At 70.5% G+C, this 16,883-nt stretch carries 15 protein-coding genes and 1 tRNA gene; 11 read left to right on the forward strand and 5 right to left on the reverse strand.

The features are described from left to right. Positions 1 to 81: 81 nt before the first annotated feature. Both N6H00_RS24520 and N6H00_RS24525 read right to left on the reverse strand, forming a co-directional pair. Positions 82 to 435: an FmdB family zinc ribbon protein gene (locus N6H00_RS24520; RefSeq protein ID WP_268973983.1), complete on the reverse strand. Its 354-nt coding sequence runs from the start codon at positions 433 to 435 to the stop codon at positions 82 to 84. A 146-nt stretch (positions 436 to 581) separates the two neighbouring features. After that, positions 582 to 2,087 (reverse strand): potassium/proton antiporter, encoded by a 1,506-nt coding sequence (locus N6H00_RS24525; RefSeq protein ID WP_268973984.1) that lies wholly within the window; start codon positions 2,085 to 2,087, stop codon positions 582 to 584. Positions 2,088 to 2,322: 235 nt separating this feature from the next. Here N6H00_RS24525 and N6H00_RS24530 point away from each other — a divergent pair, with 235 nt between their 5' ends. Continuing rightward, entirely contained in the window at positions 2,323 to 5,091 is a 2,769-nt protein-coding gene (locus tag N6H00_RS24530; protein ID WP_268973985.1) for a penicillin acylase family protein, read from the forward strand. A 155-nt stretch (positions 5,092 to 5,246) separates the two neighbouring features. Here N6H00_RS24530 and N6H00_RS24535 read toward each other — a convergent pair whose 3' ends face one another. Next, the gene (locus tag N6H00_RS24535; RefSeq protein ID WP_268977094.1) at positions 5,247 to 5,846 is read right to left on the reverse strand and encodes a 5-formyltetrahydrofolate cyclo-ligase; all 600 of its coding nucleotides are present in this window, start codon (positions 5,844 to 5,846) and stop codon (positions 5,247 to 5,249) included. A gap of 85 nt (positions 5,847 to 5,931) precedes the next feature. On the opposite strand from N6H00_RS24535, the gene galU reads away from it, so the two are divergent. The 9 genes from galU (at position 5,932) to N6H00_RS24580 (ending at position 14,543) form a co-directional block, all read left to right on the forward strand. Continuing rightward, entirely contained in the window at positions 5,932 to 6,834 is a 903-nt protein-coding gene (gene galU / locus N6H00_RS24540; RefSeq protein ID WP_268973986.1) for a UTP--glucose-1-phosphate uridylyltransferase GalU, read from the forward strand. Positions 6,835 to 6,838: 4 nt separating this feature from the next. Next, on the forward strand, positions 6,839 to 8,158 hold the full coding sequence (glp, locus tag N6H00_RS24545) for a molybdotransferase-like divisome protein Glp (protein WP_268973987.1): 1,320 nt from the start codon (positions 6,839 to 6,841) through the stop codon (positions 8,156 to 8,158). A 65-nt stretch (positions 8,159 to 8,223) separates the two neighbouring features. Beyond that, positions 8,224 to 8,706, forward strand: coding sequence for a cyclic pyranopterin monophosphate synthase MoaC (moaC, locus tag N6H00_RS24550; RefSeq protein WP_268973988.1), 483 nt, complete (start codon positions 8,224 to 8,226; stop codon positions 8,704 to 8,706). Continuing rightward, complete coding sequence (locus N6H00_RS24555; protein WP_268973989.1) at positions 8,703 to 9,251, forward strand: MogA/MoaB family molybdenum cofactor biosynthesis protein; 549 nt, start codon at positions 8,703 to 8,705, stop codon at positions 9,249 to 9,251. Before moaC ends, N6H00_RS24555 begins: the two co-directional genes overlap by 4 nt. Continuing rightward, positions 9,248 to 9,871: a GNAT family N-acetyltransferase gene (locus N6H00_RS24560; RefSeq protein WP_268977095.1), complete on the forward strand. Its 624-nt coding sequence runs from the start codon at positions 9,248 to 9,250 to the stop codon at positions 9,869 to 9,871. The genes N6H00_RS24555 and N6H00_RS24560 overlap by 4 nt, the downstream gene beginning before the upstream one ends. A gap of 142 nt (positions 9,872 to 10,013) precedes the next feature. Beyond that, complete coding sequence (sepX, locus tag N6H00_RS24565) at positions 10,014 to 11,216, forward strand: divisome protein SepX/GlpR (protein WP_443073027.1); 1,203 nt, start codon at positions 10,014 to 10,016, stop codon at positions 11,214 to 11,216. 75 nt (positions 11,217 to 11,291) lie between these two features. Beyond that, positions 11,292 to 11,365 (forward strand) — tRNA-Ala (locus N6H00_RS24570). Positions 11,366 to 11,659: 294 nt separating this feature from the next. Further along, positions 11,660 to 13,141: an oxidoreductase gene (locus N6H00_RS24575; RefSeq protein WP_268973991.1), complete on the forward strand. Its 1,482-nt coding sequence runs from the start codon at positions 11,660 to 11,662 to the stop codon at positions 13,139 to 13,141. Positions 13,142 to 13,376: 235 nt separating this feature from the next. Continuing rightward, complete coding sequence (locus N6H00_RS24580) at positions 13,377 to 14,543, forward strand: trypsin-like serine peptidase (RefSeq protein ID WP_268973992.1); 1,167 nt, start codon at positions 13,377 to 13,379, stop codon at positions 14,541 to 14,543. 61 nt (positions 14,544 to 14,604) lie between these two features. On the opposite strand, the gene N6H00_RS24585 is transcribed toward N6H00_RS24580, so the two are convergent. Beyond that, positions 14,605 to 15,102 (reverse strand): GNAT family N-acetyltransferase, encoded by a 498-nt coding sequence (locus N6H00_RS24585; protein WP_268973993.1) that lies wholly within the window; start codon positions 15,100 to 15,102, stop codon positions 14,605 to 14,607. Positions 15,103 to 15,165: 63 nt separating this feature from the next. Between N6H00_RS24585 and N6H00_RS24590 the strand changes: the two genes are divergently transcribed. Further along, the gene (locus N6H00_RS24590) at positions 15,166 to 15,969 is read left to right on the forward strand and encodes an exodeoxyribonuclease III (protein WP_268973994.1); all 804 of its coding nucleotides are present in this window, start codon (positions 15,166 to 15,168) and stop codon (positions 15,967 to 15,969) included. Between the two features lie 33 nt (positions 15,970 to 16,002). Here the strand turns inward: N6H00_RS24590 and N6H00_RS24595 are convergent, their stop codons facing one another. Then, positions 16,003 to 16,704, reverse strand: coding sequence for a MerR family transcriptional regulator (locus N6H00_RS24595; RefSeq protein ID WP_268977096.1), 702 nt, complete (start codon positions 16,702 to 16,704; stop codon positions 16,003 to 16,005). Between the last annotated feature and the right edge of the window lie 179 nt (positions 16,705 to 16,883).

Below are 16,883 nucleotides of genomic sequence, written 5' to 3' on the forward strand. Positions count from 1 at the left end.
CCGCATGCGCGCGAACGACACCCCGCCGCTTCCCGGAGGGGGCGGCGGGGCGTCGGTGAAGCCCAAGAGCGGGTGGCCGGATCAGGCGGCCGAGCTCGACGTCGAGGACGCCGAAGACGACGAGGACGAAGACGAAGGCGTCGAGGAGGAGGACGAGGATGAGGAGTCCGAGGAGGACGAGGACGAAGAGGACGACGAACTGGAGCTGTCGCTCTTCGCCGCCGGCTTGCTCGAACCGCCGCTCGTGCTGCTGGAGGAGGAGCGGCTGTCGTTCCGGTAGAAGCCGGAGCCCTTGAACACGATGCCGACCGCCGAGAACACCTTCTTCAGGCGTCCCTTGCAGTTCGGGCACTCGGTGAGCGCGTCGTCGGTGAACTTCTGCACCGCCTCGAGGCCCTCGCCGCACTCGGTGCACTGGTACTGGTAGGTCGGCACGTTCTTCCTCCTGGCACTCTCACTCAATGAGTGCTAACGACGGTCCATAGTGCAGTATTCCCGCGCGTCAGTCCACTGCGGCGGGGCCCACGGTGATCGAGCCCACCTCCGTCCGGGGCGGCTCCGGCTGCCGTCCCCGGTGCTCGTCACCCCGCTCCCATGCCCAGCCAGCCCGCCAGCTTGCCGCCCCGGGCCACCGCCCGCAGCCGCCGTTCCGCCGCGTCGCGCACCGGGTCCGTGGCCACCACCAGCAGCTCGTCACCACGCCGCAGCACGGTCGAGGGCAGCGGCACGAAGCTGGTCCCGTCCCGGACCACCAGGGTGACGGCGGACCCGGGGGGCAGCCGCAGCTCGCCGATCTCAACCCCGTGCATCTTGGACGCCTGGGGGATCGACACCGACAGCAGATGCCCGCGCAGCCGCTCCAGCGGCGCCGACTCGATGCCCAGGTCGGCGGGCTCGGCCTCCTCGAGCCGCAGCCGGGGGGCGAGCCAGGGCAGCGTCGGTCCCTGGACCAGGGTGTAGACGATCACCAGCACGAAGACGATGTTGAAGATCCGGCGGCTGCCGGGCACGTCGTTGACCATCGGGATGGTCGCCAGCACGATCGGCACCGCACCGCGCAGCCCGGCCCAGGACAGCAGCGCCTTCTCCCGCCAGGGCATCCGGAACGGCGCTGTGCTGACCAGCACCGACACCGGCCGGGCCACCACGGTCAGCACCAGCCCGACGGCGAGGGCGGGCCAGATGTCATCGCCCAGCTCATGCGGGGTGACCAGCAGCCCGAGCAGGATGAACATCCCGATCTGGGCGATCCAGCCCAGCCCCTCGGCGAAGCCGCGCGTCGCCGGCCAGTGCGGCAGCCGGGCGTTGCCCATCAGCAGCGTGGCGAGGTAGACCGAGAGGAAGCCGGACCCGTGCGCCAGGGCGCCGCCCGCGTAGGCGGTCACCGCGATGGCGACCACCGCGATCGGGTACAGGCCCGAGGCGGGCAGTGCCACGTGCCGCAGACCGTAGGCTCCCAGCCAGCCGATCGCCAGGCCGGCCGCCGCGCCGATCGCCAGCTCCAGGGCGATCGTGCCGACCAGGGCGTACCAGGACTCCATGGGGCCCTGGCTGGAGAAGGCGACGACCAGGATCACCACGGGGGCGTCGTTGAAGCCGGACTCGGCCTCCAGGACGCCCGTGAGCCGTTTGGGCAGCGGCACCGTGCGCAGCACCGAGAAGACCGCGGCCGCGTCCGTGGACGACACCACCGCACCGATGATCAGTGCCTGCTGCCAGCCCAGTCCCACCACATAGTGCGCCGCGGCCGCGGTGACCCCCACGCTCACCGCGACCCCCGCGGTGGACAGTACGGCGGCCGTCGGCAGTGCGGGTTTGATCTCGCTCCACTTCGTGCCCAGACCGCCTTCGGCCAGGATGACGACGAGCGCGGCATAGCCGATGTTCTGCGTCAGCGCGGCGTCGTTGAAGGTGACGCCGATGCCGTCCGTGCCGATGGCGACGCCCATCCCGAGGTAGATCAGCAGCGTGGGCAGGCCGCTGCGCGAGGAGACCCTTACGGCCGCCACCGCGACGAGCAGGACGAGCGAGCAGATCAGCAGCAATTCATTGAGGTGGTGAACAGTCAGGGGCCGACCCTTTCTCACGGGAGCGGCGGAAACGCTGCGAAGGGTTCCCGGCCGACCGGAACTTCATTGCCTTATCTAACATTTTACGGGATCTTGACGCGAGCCTTCCGCGAGAAGTCTTCGCCGCCGGTGTAGAAGCCCGGCCAGTGGCCGGTGGATGGCGTCAGTCATGACTCCGCGTAGGGGCGGCGACAGCGCTGCGCCTATGGTTGCTCCAGCACTCCAGGATCACCCTGCCCCTCGAAGGACAGCGATGCCCGCCAACACAACCGGCTCTTCTCCCAAAAAGAAGAAGAGCCGACGTCTCCGCCTGATCGTGATCGCAGTCGTGCTGCTGCTCGTCGGGGGCGTCGGCTACGGCGCGTACTGGAGCGTCAGTACAGTTCGTGCCTCATTCCCGGAGACCACGGGATCGCTTCAGCTCAAGGGGTTGGACGGCCCCGTGCAGGTCAAGCGCGACGGCTATGGGATACCTCAGATCTACGCCGGCACCCCCGAGGACCTCTTCCGCGCCCAGGGATTCGTCCAGGCCCAGGACCGCTTCTGGGAGATGGACGTCCGCCGTCATATGACGGCCGGCCGGCTCTCGGAGATGTTCGGTTCCAGCCAGGTGGAGACCGACGCGTTCCTGCGCACCCTGGGCTGGCACCGGGTGGCCCAGCAGGAGTACGACACCAAGCTGTCGTCCACCACCAAGAAGTATCTGCGGGCCTACTCCGACGGCGTCAACGCCTACCTCAAGGACCACCAGGGCGAGGAGCTGTCCGTCGAGTACGCGGCCCTGGACTTCAAGAACGACGGCTACAAGCCCGAGAAGTGGACCCCGGTCGACTCGGTGGCCTGGCTCAAGGCGATGGCCTGGGACCTGCGCGGCAACATGCAGGACGAGGTGGATCGCGCCCTGGCCTCCAGCAGGCTCAGCGCCAAGCAGATAGAAGAGCTCTACCCGGCCTACCCGTACAGCCGGAACAAGCCGATCGTCCAGGGGGGCGCCGTCGACGAGCTCACCGACGAGTTCGACCCCCAGGCCACGCCGACCGGATCGACGAGCTCCACGGGCGGTAACGGCACGGTGGACGGAGGGGCCACCGGCGCCACGCAGGGGCTGCAGACCCAGCTGTCCTCGCTCTCCAAGACCCTGGATGACGTCCCGGCGCTGCTCGGCCCGAACGGGACCGGTATCGGCTCCAACTCGTGGGTCGTCTCCGGCAAGTACACGACCACCGGTAAGCCGCTGCTCGCCAACGACCCGCATCTGGCGCCCCAGCTGCCGTCCGTCTGGTACCAGATGGGGCTGCACTGCAAGCAGGTCACCAGCGCCTGTCCGTACGACACGGCGGGCTTCACCTTCGCCGGTATGCCCGGTGTGGTCATAGGCCACAACCAGAACATCAGCTGGGGCATGACCAACCTCGGCGCCGACGTCAGCGACCTGTACCTGGAGAAGGTCACCGCCGACAGCTACCTCTACGACGGCAAGCAGGTCCCGTTCACCACGCGTGAGGAGACCATCAAGGTCGCCGGCGGCAAGAGCCGTACGATCACCGTCCGCACCACCAACAACGGCCCGATCGTCTCCGACCGTGACGACGAGCTCACCTCCGTCGGCAAGAGCGCCCCGGTCGGCAGCGGCGCCGATGACGTGGCTCCCGACCGCGGCGACGGCTACGCGGTGGCGCTGAAGTGGACCGCGCTCACCCCGTCCAACACCATGGACGCGGTCTTCGGGCTCGACGCGGCCAAGAACTTCCAGGACTTCCGTAAGGCGGCCCGCGACTTCGCGGTCCCCTCCCAGAACCTCATCTACGCCGACACCGAGGGCAACATCGGCTACCAGGCGCCCGGCCAGATCCCGGTGCGCTCCAAGGGCGACGGCCGCTACCCGGCGCCCGGCTGGGACTCGCGCTACAAGTGGAGCAAGTACATCCCGCAGTCGGCGCTGCCCTGGGAGCTCAACCCCGACCGCGGCTACATCGTCACCGCCAACCAGGCCGTCATAGACGAGAAGACCTACCCGTATCCGCTGACCGACGACTGGGGGTACGGCGCGCGGAGCCAGCGCATCGCCGACCTCATCGAGTCGAAGATCAAGGACGGTGGGAAGATCTCCACGGACGACATGCAGTCCATGCAGATGGACAACAGCAGCGAGGTCGCCAAGCTGCTGACGCCCTATCTGCTGAAGATCAACATCAAGGACGACTACGTACGCGAGGCGCAGAAGCTGCTGGAGAGCTGGGACTACACCCAGGACTCGGACTCGGCGGCCGCCGCGTACTTCAACGCCGTCTGGCGCAACACCCTCAAGCTGGCCTTCGGCGACAAGCTCCCCAAGGAGCTGCGGGTCGAGGGCGAGTGCCTGCGGGTGCGCCCGGCCGACGACTCCGGTCCGCTGGAGGACCTGAACGGCAACACCCGGCTGGTGCGCGAATGCGGTAAGCGCGCCCCCGACATGGCCCAGCCCGACGGCGGTGACCGCTGGTACGAGGTCGTGCGCAACATCATCAAGGACCCGAAGAACAACTGGTGGAAGACGGAGGGCACCCGCAACAAGCCCGGCGCCACCAACCGCGACGAGTTGCTCGCGCAGGCCATGCGGGCCGCGCGCTCCGAGCTCACCGCCAAGCTGGGCAAGGACATCGACAGCTGGAGCTGGGGCCGGCTGCACCGGCTGACGCTGAAGAACCAGACCCTGGGCACCGACGGCCCCGGCGTGGTGCAGTGGCTCCTCAACCGGGGGCCCTGGAACCTCTCCGGCGGCGAGGCGGCCGTCAATGCCACCGGATGGAACGCGGCCGGCGGCTACGACGTCACCTGGGTCCCCTCGATGCGCATGGTCGTCAACCTCGACAACCTCGACAAGTCGCGCTGGATCAACCTCACCGGCGCCTCCGGCCACGCCTACAACGCGCACTACACGGACCAGACCGAGAAGTGGGCGAAGGGCGAGCTGCTGCCCTGGGCGTTCAGCAAGAGCGCCGTGGACAAGTCGACCGACGACGAGCTCGCGCTCACCCCGTAGCGCGGCTGAGCTCCGTGGAACTCGACGCCTTACCCCCAGGGCCCCCGTCGGGCCCCGAAGGGCCCGGTGGCCGTCTGAGGGGCGTTCGCGCCCCCGGCCGGTCCCCGGTGCCCGCCAACCCTCGCGGCCCCGCCGGGAGGCGCCTCCGGGCGCCCTCAGCGGGGCCGCGGCGTGAAGCGGTGGAGGCCCGACGGGGTCACCGCCGCGTGCACCGGCCGGTCGTGGCCCTCCTCGGGCACCTCGTCCAGCAGCTCACCGTCGTACAGCAGCACCACCAGCGCCGGATCGGCCCCCGCCTCCGCCAGCCGGGCCAGCACCCGGTCGTACGAGCCGCCGCCGCGGCCCAGCCGCATCCCGCGCCGGTCCACCGCGAGGCCGGGCAGCAGCACCACGTCCGCCCGGGTGACCGCCTCGGGGCCGAGCCGCGGCCCCTCGGGCTCCAGCAGGCCGCGCCGCGCGGGCGCCAGCCGATCGGGCCCCTCGTCCTCGCCCCAGTCGAGATCGTTGTCCGCGCGCAGCACCGGAAGCAGCACCCGGACCCCGCGGGCGCGCAGAGCCTCCCTCAGGGCGCGCGTACCGGGCTCGCTCCCCATGGACACATAGGCCGCCACGGTGGCCGCCTTGGCGATCTCGGGGAGCTCAAGGGCGCGACACGCCAGAGCGGTGCCGGCCTTCTCGATGTCATCCGCCGTCAACCTGGACCTCACCGCCAGGTGACGTTTCCGCAATGCGTGCTTACTAGCGTCGGTGTTGATCACTGGGTGCGCAATCTCCCTGTCTCATGCCATATTCACCGAATACTCATCATTTGCCCCAAAGGCACCGGATAGGGTTCGGTACATGACTCAATCGCGTACTCGGATCAGCAAGGCTGTCATCCCTGCCGCGGGCCTCGGAACCCGCTTTCTTCCGGCCACCAAGGCCACCCCCAAGGAGATGCTGCCGGTTGTCGACAAGCCGGCGATCCAGTACGTCGTCGAGGAAGCCGTCACCGCCGGGCTGTCCGACGTTCTGATGGTCACCGGCCGTAACAAGCGGCCCCTGGAGGACCACTTCGACCGCAACTACGAGCTCGAAGAGGTCCTGGTCCGCAAGGGCGACGAGACCCGACTCGCCCGCGTCCAGGAGTCCAGCGACCTGGCGACCATGCACTATGTCCGCCAAGGCGACCCCAAGGGCCTCGGGCATGCCGTGCTCTGCGCCGCTCCGCACGTCGGTGATCAGCCCTTTGCCGTCCTCCTCGGCGACGACCTCATCGATGCCCGTGACCCCCTTCTGGCCCGTATGGTCGACGTCCAGGAGCGGCACGGCGGCAGCGTCATCGCCCTGATGGAGGTGGACCCGGCCCAGATCCACCTCTACGGCTGCGCGGCGGTCAAACCGACAGTGGACGACGACGTCGTCCAGGTCACCGGCCTGATCGAGAAGCCCGACCCCGCCGACGCGCCCAGCAACTACGCCGTCATCGGCCGCTACGTGCTCGACCCGGCCGTCTTCGGGGTGCTGCGCGAGACCGAGCCGGGCCGCGGTGGCGAGATCCAGCTCACCGACGCCCTGCAGGCGCTAGCCTCCAGTCCGGACCTCGGCGGCCCGGTGCACGGCGTCGTCTTCAAGGGGCGCCGCTACGACACAGGCGACCGTGGCGACTATCTGCGTGCCATTGTCAGACTCGCGTGCGAACGTGAAGACCTGGGCCCGGAGTTCCGGGAATGGCTTCGCAGGTACGTCACCGAGGAGATGTAGCACCTTGAGCAGCACCGCAGCACGGGCCGCCGATCGCGGCCCGGACCAGGACCGGGTCTGGACGGTGGCCGAGCACCTCGACGACATCCTCGGGCACGTCCACCCGCTGGAGCCCATCGAGCTGCAGTTGCTCGACGCCCAGGGCTGCGTCCTGGTGGAGGACGTCACCGTCCCCGGCGCGCTTCCGCCCTTCGACAACAGCTCCATGGACGGCTATGCCGTCCGTACGGCTGATGTCGCGGCCGCGACCGAGGACCACCCCGCGGTGCTGACCGTCATCGGCGACATCGCGGCGGGCAGCGGTGACCTGCCCGTCGTGGGCCCCGGCGAGGCGGCCCGGATCATGACCGGTGCCCCGATCCCGCCCGGCGGCCAGGCCGTCGTCCCCGTCGAGTGGACCGACGGCGGCCTCGACAGCGGGCCGGTCACCCATATGCCCGCACGCGGCTCGGACCCCCACGGCGGAAGCGGCAGGGTGCGCGTCTTCCGCCCGGCGACGGAGGGCCGGCACATCCGCACCCGGGGCAGCGACGCGGACGCGGGCGAGCTCGCGCTGCGCGCCGGCACGGTCCTGGGGGCGCCGCAGATCGGGCTGCTGGCCGCGCTCGGCCGCGCCACGGTGAAGGTGCGGCCCCGGCCGCGGGTGGTCGTGCTCTCCACCGGCAGTGAGCTGGTCCAGCCGGGCGAGGAGGCGGGCCCCGGCCGGATCCACGACTCCAACAGCTTCCAGCTCACCGCCGCCGCCCGGGAGGCCGGCGCGATCGCCTACCGGGTGGGTGCGGTGGCCGACGACGCCGCCACGCTGCGCGCCGCCGTCGAGGACCAGCTGGTCCGCGCCGACATCGTCGTCACCAGCGGCGGGGTCAGCGTCGGCGCGTACGACGTGGTCAAGGAGGCGATGCACGAGGTCCACTTCCGCAAGCTCGCCATGCAGCCCGGCAAGCCCCAGGGCTTCGGCCTCGTCGGCCCGGAGAACACCCCGCTGATCGCCCTGCCCGGCAATCCGGTGAGCTCGTACGTCTCCTTCGAGCTCTTCGTGCGCCCCGTCATCCGCACCCTGCTGGGCGGCGACGACATCCACCGCACCGTCGAGCAGGCGGTCTGCCCCCAGGGCGTCGCCTCCTCGCCCAAGGACCGACGCCAGTTCCTGCGCGGCTGGTACGAGCCCGCCACGACCGACGGCCCGGCCACCGTCACCCCGGTGGGCGGTGCGGGATCGCACCTGATCAAGGCCATGGCCCACGCCAATGCGCTGATCGTCGTCCCCGAAGGCGTCACCGAGGTAGCCCCCGGCGCCGAGGTGGACGTCGTCCTGCTGGCCTAGCCGCCGGGCACGGCGGGTACGGTGTCGTCCCACACAGGAGCCACCTGGCCCGGACCGGGAGAACCATGAGCAGCGCCCAGGACCATCTCACCCACCTCGACCCGTCTGGTGCCGCGCGCATGGTCGACGTCTCAGCCAAGGACGTCACCGCGCGCACCGCTCGGGCGAGCGGCCGCGTACTCGTCGCGCCGCGCGTCGTGGAACTGTTGCGCGGCGAGGGCCTCCCCAAGGGCGACGCCCTCGCCACCGCCCGGATCGCGGGCATCATGGGCGCCAAGCGGACCCCGGACCTGATCCCGCTGTGTCATCCGCTCGCGGTGTCGGGCGTCACGGTGGACCTCGAGGTCGCCGATGACGCCGTCGAGATCACCGCCACCGTGAAGACCACGGACCGCACGGGCGTGGAGATGGAGGCCCTGACGGCGGTCTCGGTCGCCGCGCTCACGGTGATCGACATGGTCAAGGCCGTCGACAAGGGGGCCGTCATCACCGACGTACGGGTGGACGAGAAGACGGGCGGCAAGTCCGGCGAGTGGAGCCGGGCATGAGCGGGTCAGCGGCGCCGCGCCGCGCCCTGGTCGTCACCGCCTCCAACCGCGCCGCCGCCGGGGTCTACGCCGACACCGGGGGCCCGCTGATCGCCGAGGGCCTGGCCGCCCTCGGCTTCGCCGTGGACGGCCCGCGGGTGGTACCCGACGGCGATCCGGTGGAGGCCGCCCTGCGGGACGCCGTGGCGGCCTCGTACGACGTCGTGGTGACCACCGGGGGCACCGGCCTCACCCCCACCGACCGCACCCCGGAGGCCACCCGCCACGTCCTGGACTACGAGATCCCTGGGATCGCGGAGGCCATCCGGGCCGAGGGGCTCGCCAAGGTGCCCACCGCCGCGCTCTCCCGGGGGCTGGCCGGAGTCGCCGGCACGACCCTGGTCGTCAATCTGCCCGGCTCCACCGGAGGGGTGCGTGACGGCCTTACGGTGCTCGGCCGCCTCCTGGTCCACGCGGTCGACCAGATCCACGGCGGGGACCACCGCAGACCCGCCGACCAGGCCGGTGTCACCGATCCCTCGGGGCCGGCCGGGAGCGCACGCTGAACGCCCCCTGGCCGGTCGTGCTGGCGGACGGAGACACCGTCCTCCGCCCCATAAAGCTGCGCGACCAGCGTCCCTGGCGTGAGGTCAACCAGCGCAACCGGGAGTGGCTGCGGCCCTGGGAGGCGACCATCCCACCGCCCCCGCCGGGCGGCCCCGTCACCCACCGGCCGACCTTCCGGCAGATGGTCCGCCATCTGCGGGCCGAGGCGCACGCCGGACGGATGCTGCCGTTCGTCATCGAGTACCAGGGGCGGCTGGCCGGGCAGTTGACGGTCGCCGGGATCACCTGGGGGTCGATGTGCTCCGGCCATGTCGGCTACTGGATCGACCAGGCGGTGGCCGGGCGCGGAGTGATGCCGACCTCGGTCGCGCTCGCCGTCGACCACTGCTTCCGCACCATCGGACTGCACCGCATCGAGGTGTGCATCCGGCCCGAGAACCTGCCCAGCCGCCGGGTGGTGGAGAAACTCGGATTCCGCCAGGAAGGGCTGCGGCCGCGCTATCTCCACATCGACGGCGCATGGCGCGACCACCTGGTCTACGCGCTCACGGTGGAGGAACTGTCCGAGGGGCTGCTGGAGCGGTGGCACCGGACGCGACCAGGCGCATCACAGAAATAAAATGCCTGTTCGATTAGCGGGAGAACATTTCCAACCTGATCATACCAACAATCACAAAAAACTTTCGAGATATCAGCCAGATCGTGCGACACACCGCGCCAATTGGCAGATGGCCTCATGCGGACCCCTCTACCGTGTGAGCGTGAGCAGCAGTGGCCTCATCTACGCAGTCATCGTCGGGGCCTGGGCCGCCTATTTGGTGCCGATGTGGCTTCGTAGGCAGGACGAGCTCAATGAGGCCCGTCCGACGGAACGCTTCAGCACCGCCATCCGGCTGCTGTCCGGACGGGCGGGCATGGAGCGCCGTTACGCCAAGAGCCGTGCGGACCTCAGGCGCCCCGGGAACCCGACGGATGACCTCGCGGAGCGCACCGCCGAGGGCGCGGACGCCCCCGCCACGGGAGGCGCCTCCGCCGAGCCGGGGCGCTACGCGGCCGACCCGGAAGCGGTGACCGACGCGATCGACGTCCGGGCCTTCGCCGAGCCCGTAACCCTGCGCGCACCCGTCTCCATGGGCGCCGACACCCCCGCCGAGGCGGCGTCGGCACCGGCGGCCGGGGGTGCGGGCGGTGCGCGCGGCGGGGCCGGCGCGGCCGGTGCGGTCCGCGCGAGCGGTGGCGGCTGGAGCGCGCTGGACCGCGGACGGCGCGCGCGAGTGCTCGCACGCCGCCGCCGCACCACCGTGCTCCTCTTCCTCGCCTTCACCCTCGGCGCCATCGTCGCGGCCGTCGGCGGCCTCGCCTTCCTGTGGGCCCCGGGCATCCCGGCCATACTGCTCAGCGCCTATATCGCCTACCTCCGTGCCCAGGAGCGCCGCCGCTTCGCCTTCACCATGGACCAGCGCCACGCCGAGCAGGCCGCGCAGCGGCTGCGTGAGCGCCGTCCGCGGGCGCATCCGCCCGCTGAGGGCCCCTCCGCCGACGACGGCCCCGCCGACCCGCCCGCCCCCGCCGAGGCCGAGCCCGCGCCCGCACCGGCGCCCTCCCCGCACGCGGCCGGGCGCCGCGCGCTGGTCGAGCAGACCGACCACGCGGAGTGGGTGGACCAGGAGCGCGAGCGCGAGCGGGGCCCGGCCGCCGGGGAGGGCTGGGAGCCGGTGCCCGTCCCGCTGCCCACCTACGTCACCGCGCCCGTCGCCCCGCGCGCCACCGGCAGCGTCGACCTGGCCGCCCCCGACGCCTGGAGCTCCGCCCGCTCCAGCACCGTCGACCCCACCTCCGCCCAGGACCCCGCCCCTGCCCCGGACCCGGTCGCCACCCCACCCCGCGGCGCCCGCGACCGCGGCCGTACCCCCCTCTTCGACCAGTACGCCGACGAGGACCGGCCGCGCGCCGCCAACGAGTGACGGGCCCTTCACTGACCAGCGGGGAACGGATTACCGAGCACCCCGCAGGGGATGCTAGAGTTTCACTCGTCGCAAGGGCCTGTGGCGCAGACTGGTAGCGCACCTCGTTCGCATCGAGGGGGTCAGGGGTTCAAATCCCCTCAGGTCCACGCACATCAGAGCCCCCGCCGGGGAAACCTGGCGGGGGCTTTCTGCTGCCGTACAACAGCGACGTACAGCAACTACTTACGATCTTGCTTACCCAGGTTGCTGCGATCTTGGTGGGCCGCAGGATCCGTATCGCGATGCGAGGGCGCACGCCGAGCGCGGCGAGCAGCGAACCGCAGGTGTGACGTGTGTCATGCGGGGCGGGGCTACCCGGGACGCCTCCAGCGGCGTGCTCACTTCAGCCGCGGCGAGATCGATTCACTCGTATCCCGGCGGGCCGGCCGTAACCTGAAGCGGTGCTGACCTACGACGAACTGACCGCGGCTGAGCGCGCGTTGTGGGATGCCTTCCCCGAAGGGCGGTGGGTGGATCTGCGTACGGGGACGGCTGAGGACGACGATCCCGCCAGGGGAGCACAGTGGGGACCCGAGCGCACGGTCCGTGCCGAGGTCGTGGCCGCCCTTCTGCTGGGCGGCAACACGGAGCAGTCCAGCAGCGTCGCTTCCCTGCGCCTCGCCGGCGCACATGTCACTGGCTGTCTCGATCTGGCCGGTGCGGACATCAGCCATCTGCTCTGGTTGAAGGAATGCCGGTTGGAGCAGGAGGTCAGTCTCTACGCCGCATCGACGCGCACGGTACGGATCACGGACAGCTGGATTCCCGGAGTCAGGGCCGAACTGGCTCGCGTCGACGGCCACCTCGACCTCGGCGGCTGCGTGATGGAACCGGGCCATCTCTCCCTCATGAACGCTCACGTGGCCGGGGAACTGGACTTGGACGGGACGCTGATATCGGCGCCCGGGGGATGGGCGGTGTGGGCTGGGGGCCTGGCCATGGGGGGCGGCGTCTTCTGCCGGGGATTCATCGCGCGGGGCGGGGTACGGCTGCCGGGCGCACAGTTGCCCGGCGGTCTGTTCATGCCGGGCGCACGCCTGGAGAACCCTGGCGGCGTGGCACTGTTCGCGGACAACGTGACAGCCCCGGTGGTGGACATGTCCAAGGGGTTCAGCGCGGCAGGAGTCCTGCGGATCCGGGGCGCTCGGATATCGGACCTGCTGACCCTCGAGGAAGCCACTCTCGGCGGCAGCGACACGGCGCTGCTTGGTGTGGGAATGCAGGTGGGAACCTTCGACTTCACCCTTTCCGCGCCGCCCGCGGGAGCGGTGGACCTTCAGGGTGCCAGGGTCGCCGTTCTGCACGACCGCGAGCAGAGCTGGCCCGAGGAGGTGCGGATGGATGGCTTCGTCTACGGCTCCCTCCGCCCCGACAGGACATGCCCGCAGAACGATGTGGCCCACCGCTTGGCGTGGATCCGCAGGAATCCCGGCTATGCCCCGCAGCCGTACGAGCAACTCGCCACCTGTTACCGCCAGGCCGGCCACGACGACGACGCCCGGAGGGTGCTGCTGGAGAAGCAACGCCACCGCCGCCACACCCTGAAGCCAACCGGTCGGCTGTGGGGGTACCTGCTCGATGCCACCGTCGGGTACGGCTATCGCCCCTGGCTGGCCGCCCTGTGGATGACGGCACTCTGCCTGCTCGGCACCCTGGTGTTCAGCGCCCGCTCGCCGGTCCAGACGAAACCAGGAGAGGGAGACCCGTTCAGTCCCTTCGTCTACACCATCGACTTGCTCTTCCCTATCGGTGACTTCGGCCAGCGCGGCGCATGGCACTGGACAGGGGCGACACAATGGCTGTCGTATCTCCTGATCGCCGTCGGCTGGCTCCTCACCACAGCTGTCGTCGCCGGCGTGTCCCGTACTCTCAACAGGAACTGACAGCCCAGGACCCGGCTTGATGCCGCTGCTCGCATCTCCTGGGCGTTCGGGGGCGCGATGTCATGGAATCGTGCTGACCGCGTTCGTGTTTGGTGCGGGCTGTGAGACGGGTGCTGGCGTGGGCCGGGGGCGCGGGCATAGTAGGTGGCTGTTCAGTGGCCGTGGCGTGAAAGAGCCGTACGGCACTAACGCATCACAGCACAACAGCTGCACCACAACAGGGGGATAAGGCTCCATGCCACTCATACGCCGATCCACCGTGGCGGCCGCGGCCATGACCGCGCTGCTGGTGGTCTCCGCTTCGGGCTGCGGGTCCGGTGACGACAAGGCGGCTGCCACGCCGAACTCCTCGGCCGCGTCCACCGGGCAGCAGGCCAAGGACGGGATCCAGCTGCCGGAAGGCGTCCCGACGAGTCTGGACGACCTGAAGAAGTGGAAGGAGGGCGGCTGGAAGGACTGGGACAAGTGGGCTCGTAAGGCGGCGGATTTCGCCAACCCGGTGATCAAGAACTTCTGGCAGCCGTCCAGGATGGCCAAGGCGAAGGACTCGCCGAACACCGTCTCCGCGCAGAGCGCCGGCCAGAACCAGACGGCCACTGATCCCGAGCCGCCCGCCGTGCCGGCCAAGGAGGTCTCACGGCCGTACCACCAGAACATGGCGCCGGTCGGGAAGGTGTTCTTCGACAGCCCCGACGGGCCGATGGTGTGCTCCGGTACGGTCGTCGACGATCCGGCCCACCCGGGGAAGTCCAACCTGGTGTGGACCGCGGGCCACTGCGTGCACTCCGGCAAGCAGGGCGGCTGGATGCGCAACATCGTGTTCGTGCCCTCGTACAACGACGACGGACTGGCGGCCGATCAGGCTCAGACGGCGGCGCAGAACGAGGTCAGCCCGTACGGGGTGTGGTGGGCGGACTGGTCGCAGACCTCGTCCGAGTGGATCGCGGACGGCGGTGAGACCGGCGGGGTGGGGTCGGCGTACGACTTCGCGGTGCTGCATGTGAAGCCCGAGAACGGCAGCGGCAAGTCGCTGGAGGAGACGGTCGGGGCCTCGGTGCCGGTGTGGTTCGGGGCGCCGTCGGCGGACCAGGTGAGCTCGATCGGCGCCTACGGCTATCCGCAGGCCGCGCCGTATGACGGGGCGAAGATGTTCAGCTGCACCGGCCGGCCCGGCCGGCTGTCGTTCTCGCCCACCTCGCCGACGATGTACCGGATCGGCTGCACGATGACCGGCGGCACCTCGGGCGGCGGCTGGTTCGTCAACCGTGACGGCAAGACGATGCTGGTGTCCAACAGTTCGATCGGCTCGTACGGACACACCTGGCTCGCCGGGCCGCATCTGGGGGCCGAGGCCAAGGGCGTGTTCAACGCCATCAGCGAGAAATTCGCCGGGCAGGGCTGACGCGAACCCAGCCGCATGGCAGCCGTAAGGGGCCCGCTCCGGATCCGGAGCGGGCCCCTCGTCATGGCCTTACGGGCGGCGCGTCCGTAAGGGGCTTGGCGTAGCAGCGGCTGGTCTCCTCGAAGCGGTAGAGCCCGAACTTCGTCACCGGCGCGTAGCCGGACGAGGTGTAGAGCCCTATGGCCTCGGGCTGCTCGAGGCCGGTCTCGGCGACCATCCGCACCCGGCCGGCCTCCCGCGCGCTCTCCTCCAGCGCCGCCAGGATCCGCCGGGCCAGTCCCCGCCCGCGCGCCGCGCGCACCACGAACATCCGCTTGATCTCGGCGTCCCCGTCCTCGTAGCCCTCCTCGCCGCGCTCCTGGCTGCGCCAGCCGCCGCTCGCGACCGGGGTGCCGTCCATGTCGTAGGCGAGGAGGTAGAGACCGTGCGGCGGGGCGAAGTGGGCCGCGTCCATGGGCGTCGCATCGCCCTCGCCGTAGCGCACGACGTACTCCGCCTGCACTTCCTCGTCGAGTTTGAGGGCGTCGGGGTGGTCATAGGGAATAGATCGGATATTCATGCGACGGATCGTACTTCTATGCGGTAGGGGAGGCGCGTGGTTTTTGTGGCGTATCGTGCCGGGGTGCTCACCGTGACAACCGTGAATGTAAACGGGCTGCGCGCCGCCGCCAAGAAGGGCTTCGTGTCCTGGCTGGACGGTACCGCGGCCGATGTGGTGTGCCTCCAGGAGGTACGTGCCGAACCCAAGGAGCTGCCCGAGGCGGTCCGCGAGCCCGATGGCTGGCATGTGGTGCACGCCCCCGCGGCGGCCAAGGGCCGGGCCGGGGTGTCGGTGTACGCCCGGCGCGAGCTGGAGGGCGTCCGGGTCGGCTTCGGGTCGTCCGAGTTCGACGGCAGCGGCCGCTATGTGGAGGTCGATCTGCCCGGCGTGACCGTCGGCAGCCTGTATCTGCCCTCGGGTGAGGTCGGCACGGACCGTCAGGACGAGAAGGAGCGCTTCATGGCGGAGTTCCTTCCGTATCTGAAGGAGCTGCGCGAGCGGGCGGCGGCCGGTGGGCGCGAGGCGCTGGTGTGCGGCGACTGGAACATCGCCCACCAGGAGGCCGACCTCAAGAACTGGAAGGCCAACCAGAAGAAGTCCGGCTTCCTGCCGGAGGAGCGGGCCTGGCTGACCCGTGTCTTCGAGGAGGCGGCGTACGTGGACGTGGTGCGCGCCCTGCACCCGGACGTCGCCGGTCCGTACTCGTGGTGGTCCTACCGCGGCCGGGCCTTCGACAACGACGCGGGCTGGCGGATCGACTACCAGATCGCCACCCCCGGGCTCGCCGGGCGCGCGGTCAAGGCGGCCGTGGAGCGGGCCGCCGCCTACGACCAGCGGTGGAGCGACCACGCCCCGGTGACGGTGGTCTACGGCCCGGCGCACTGAGCACTGGGGGCCGGGTTCTTCGCCTCCGTGCGCTCACTGACGCCCGGAGGCGCCCCCGCGCGGCTCGCCGCCCAGGTCCGCGGGCATCCGGCGGTTCAGGGCCATGGTCAGCTCGGCGTCCACCGCGCTGGTGGCCAGCGGCCGCAGCCGCTCCACCGTCTCGCCGGCGTCCTCGCCGCGCTCCAGGGCGTCCGGCAGCACGTGGTCGCGCAGGAGTGTGACGTAGATCTCGGCGATCGCTTCCACGTGTGCGCGCATCTCGCGCGCCGCCGTGAGGACGGCGGCCAGCGGGATGCCCTGCTCGACCAGGGTGTGTGAGACGTCCAGCAGGCGGCGGCTGAGGTGGACGATCTCGTCGCCGTCGGCGGCCAGATATCCGAGGTCGAGCGAGGTGATGAGGTTTTCCGGGGTGACCTGGCCCTCGAAGTAGTCCGCGAGCGCCTCGGGGGCGAGCCGGACCGGGGTCTCCGCGGGCCAGGAGGGCTCGCCGCCGGGCAGGCCGAGCAGCTCGCCGACATCGCGGCGGCCGCTTTCGAAGGCGGCGAGCAACTCGGCGATGCCGCCGAGGGTGTGGCCGCGCTCCAGCAGTGCCGCGATGGTCCGCAGCCGGGCCAGATGGTGGTCGTTGTACCAGGCGATCCGGCCCTCGCGGCGCGGTGGCGGGATCAGCTTGCGCTCCCGGTAGAAGCGCAGGGTGCGCACGGTGATCCCGGCCTTCTCGGCCAGTTCCGCCATGCGGTACTCGCGTACCTCGTCCGCTTCGCTCTTCGCCACGAGGGAAGCCTATGCCGCGGCCGGTCGGGTGCGATCGTCGGCAACTTCTTTGTCCACAGCCCCTACCGCTCGGTAGATCCCTGTCCTACGCTCCCATTGTGCCAGTGATTGCTGGCACGGTCGTTTCGAGCGTTCATGGG

Source organism: Streptomyces sp. S465, from assembly GCF_026898115.1.
Taxonomy (GTDB): Bacteria; Actinomycetota; Actinomycetes; order Streptomycetales; family Streptomycetaceae; genus Streptomyces; species Streptomyces luomodiensis.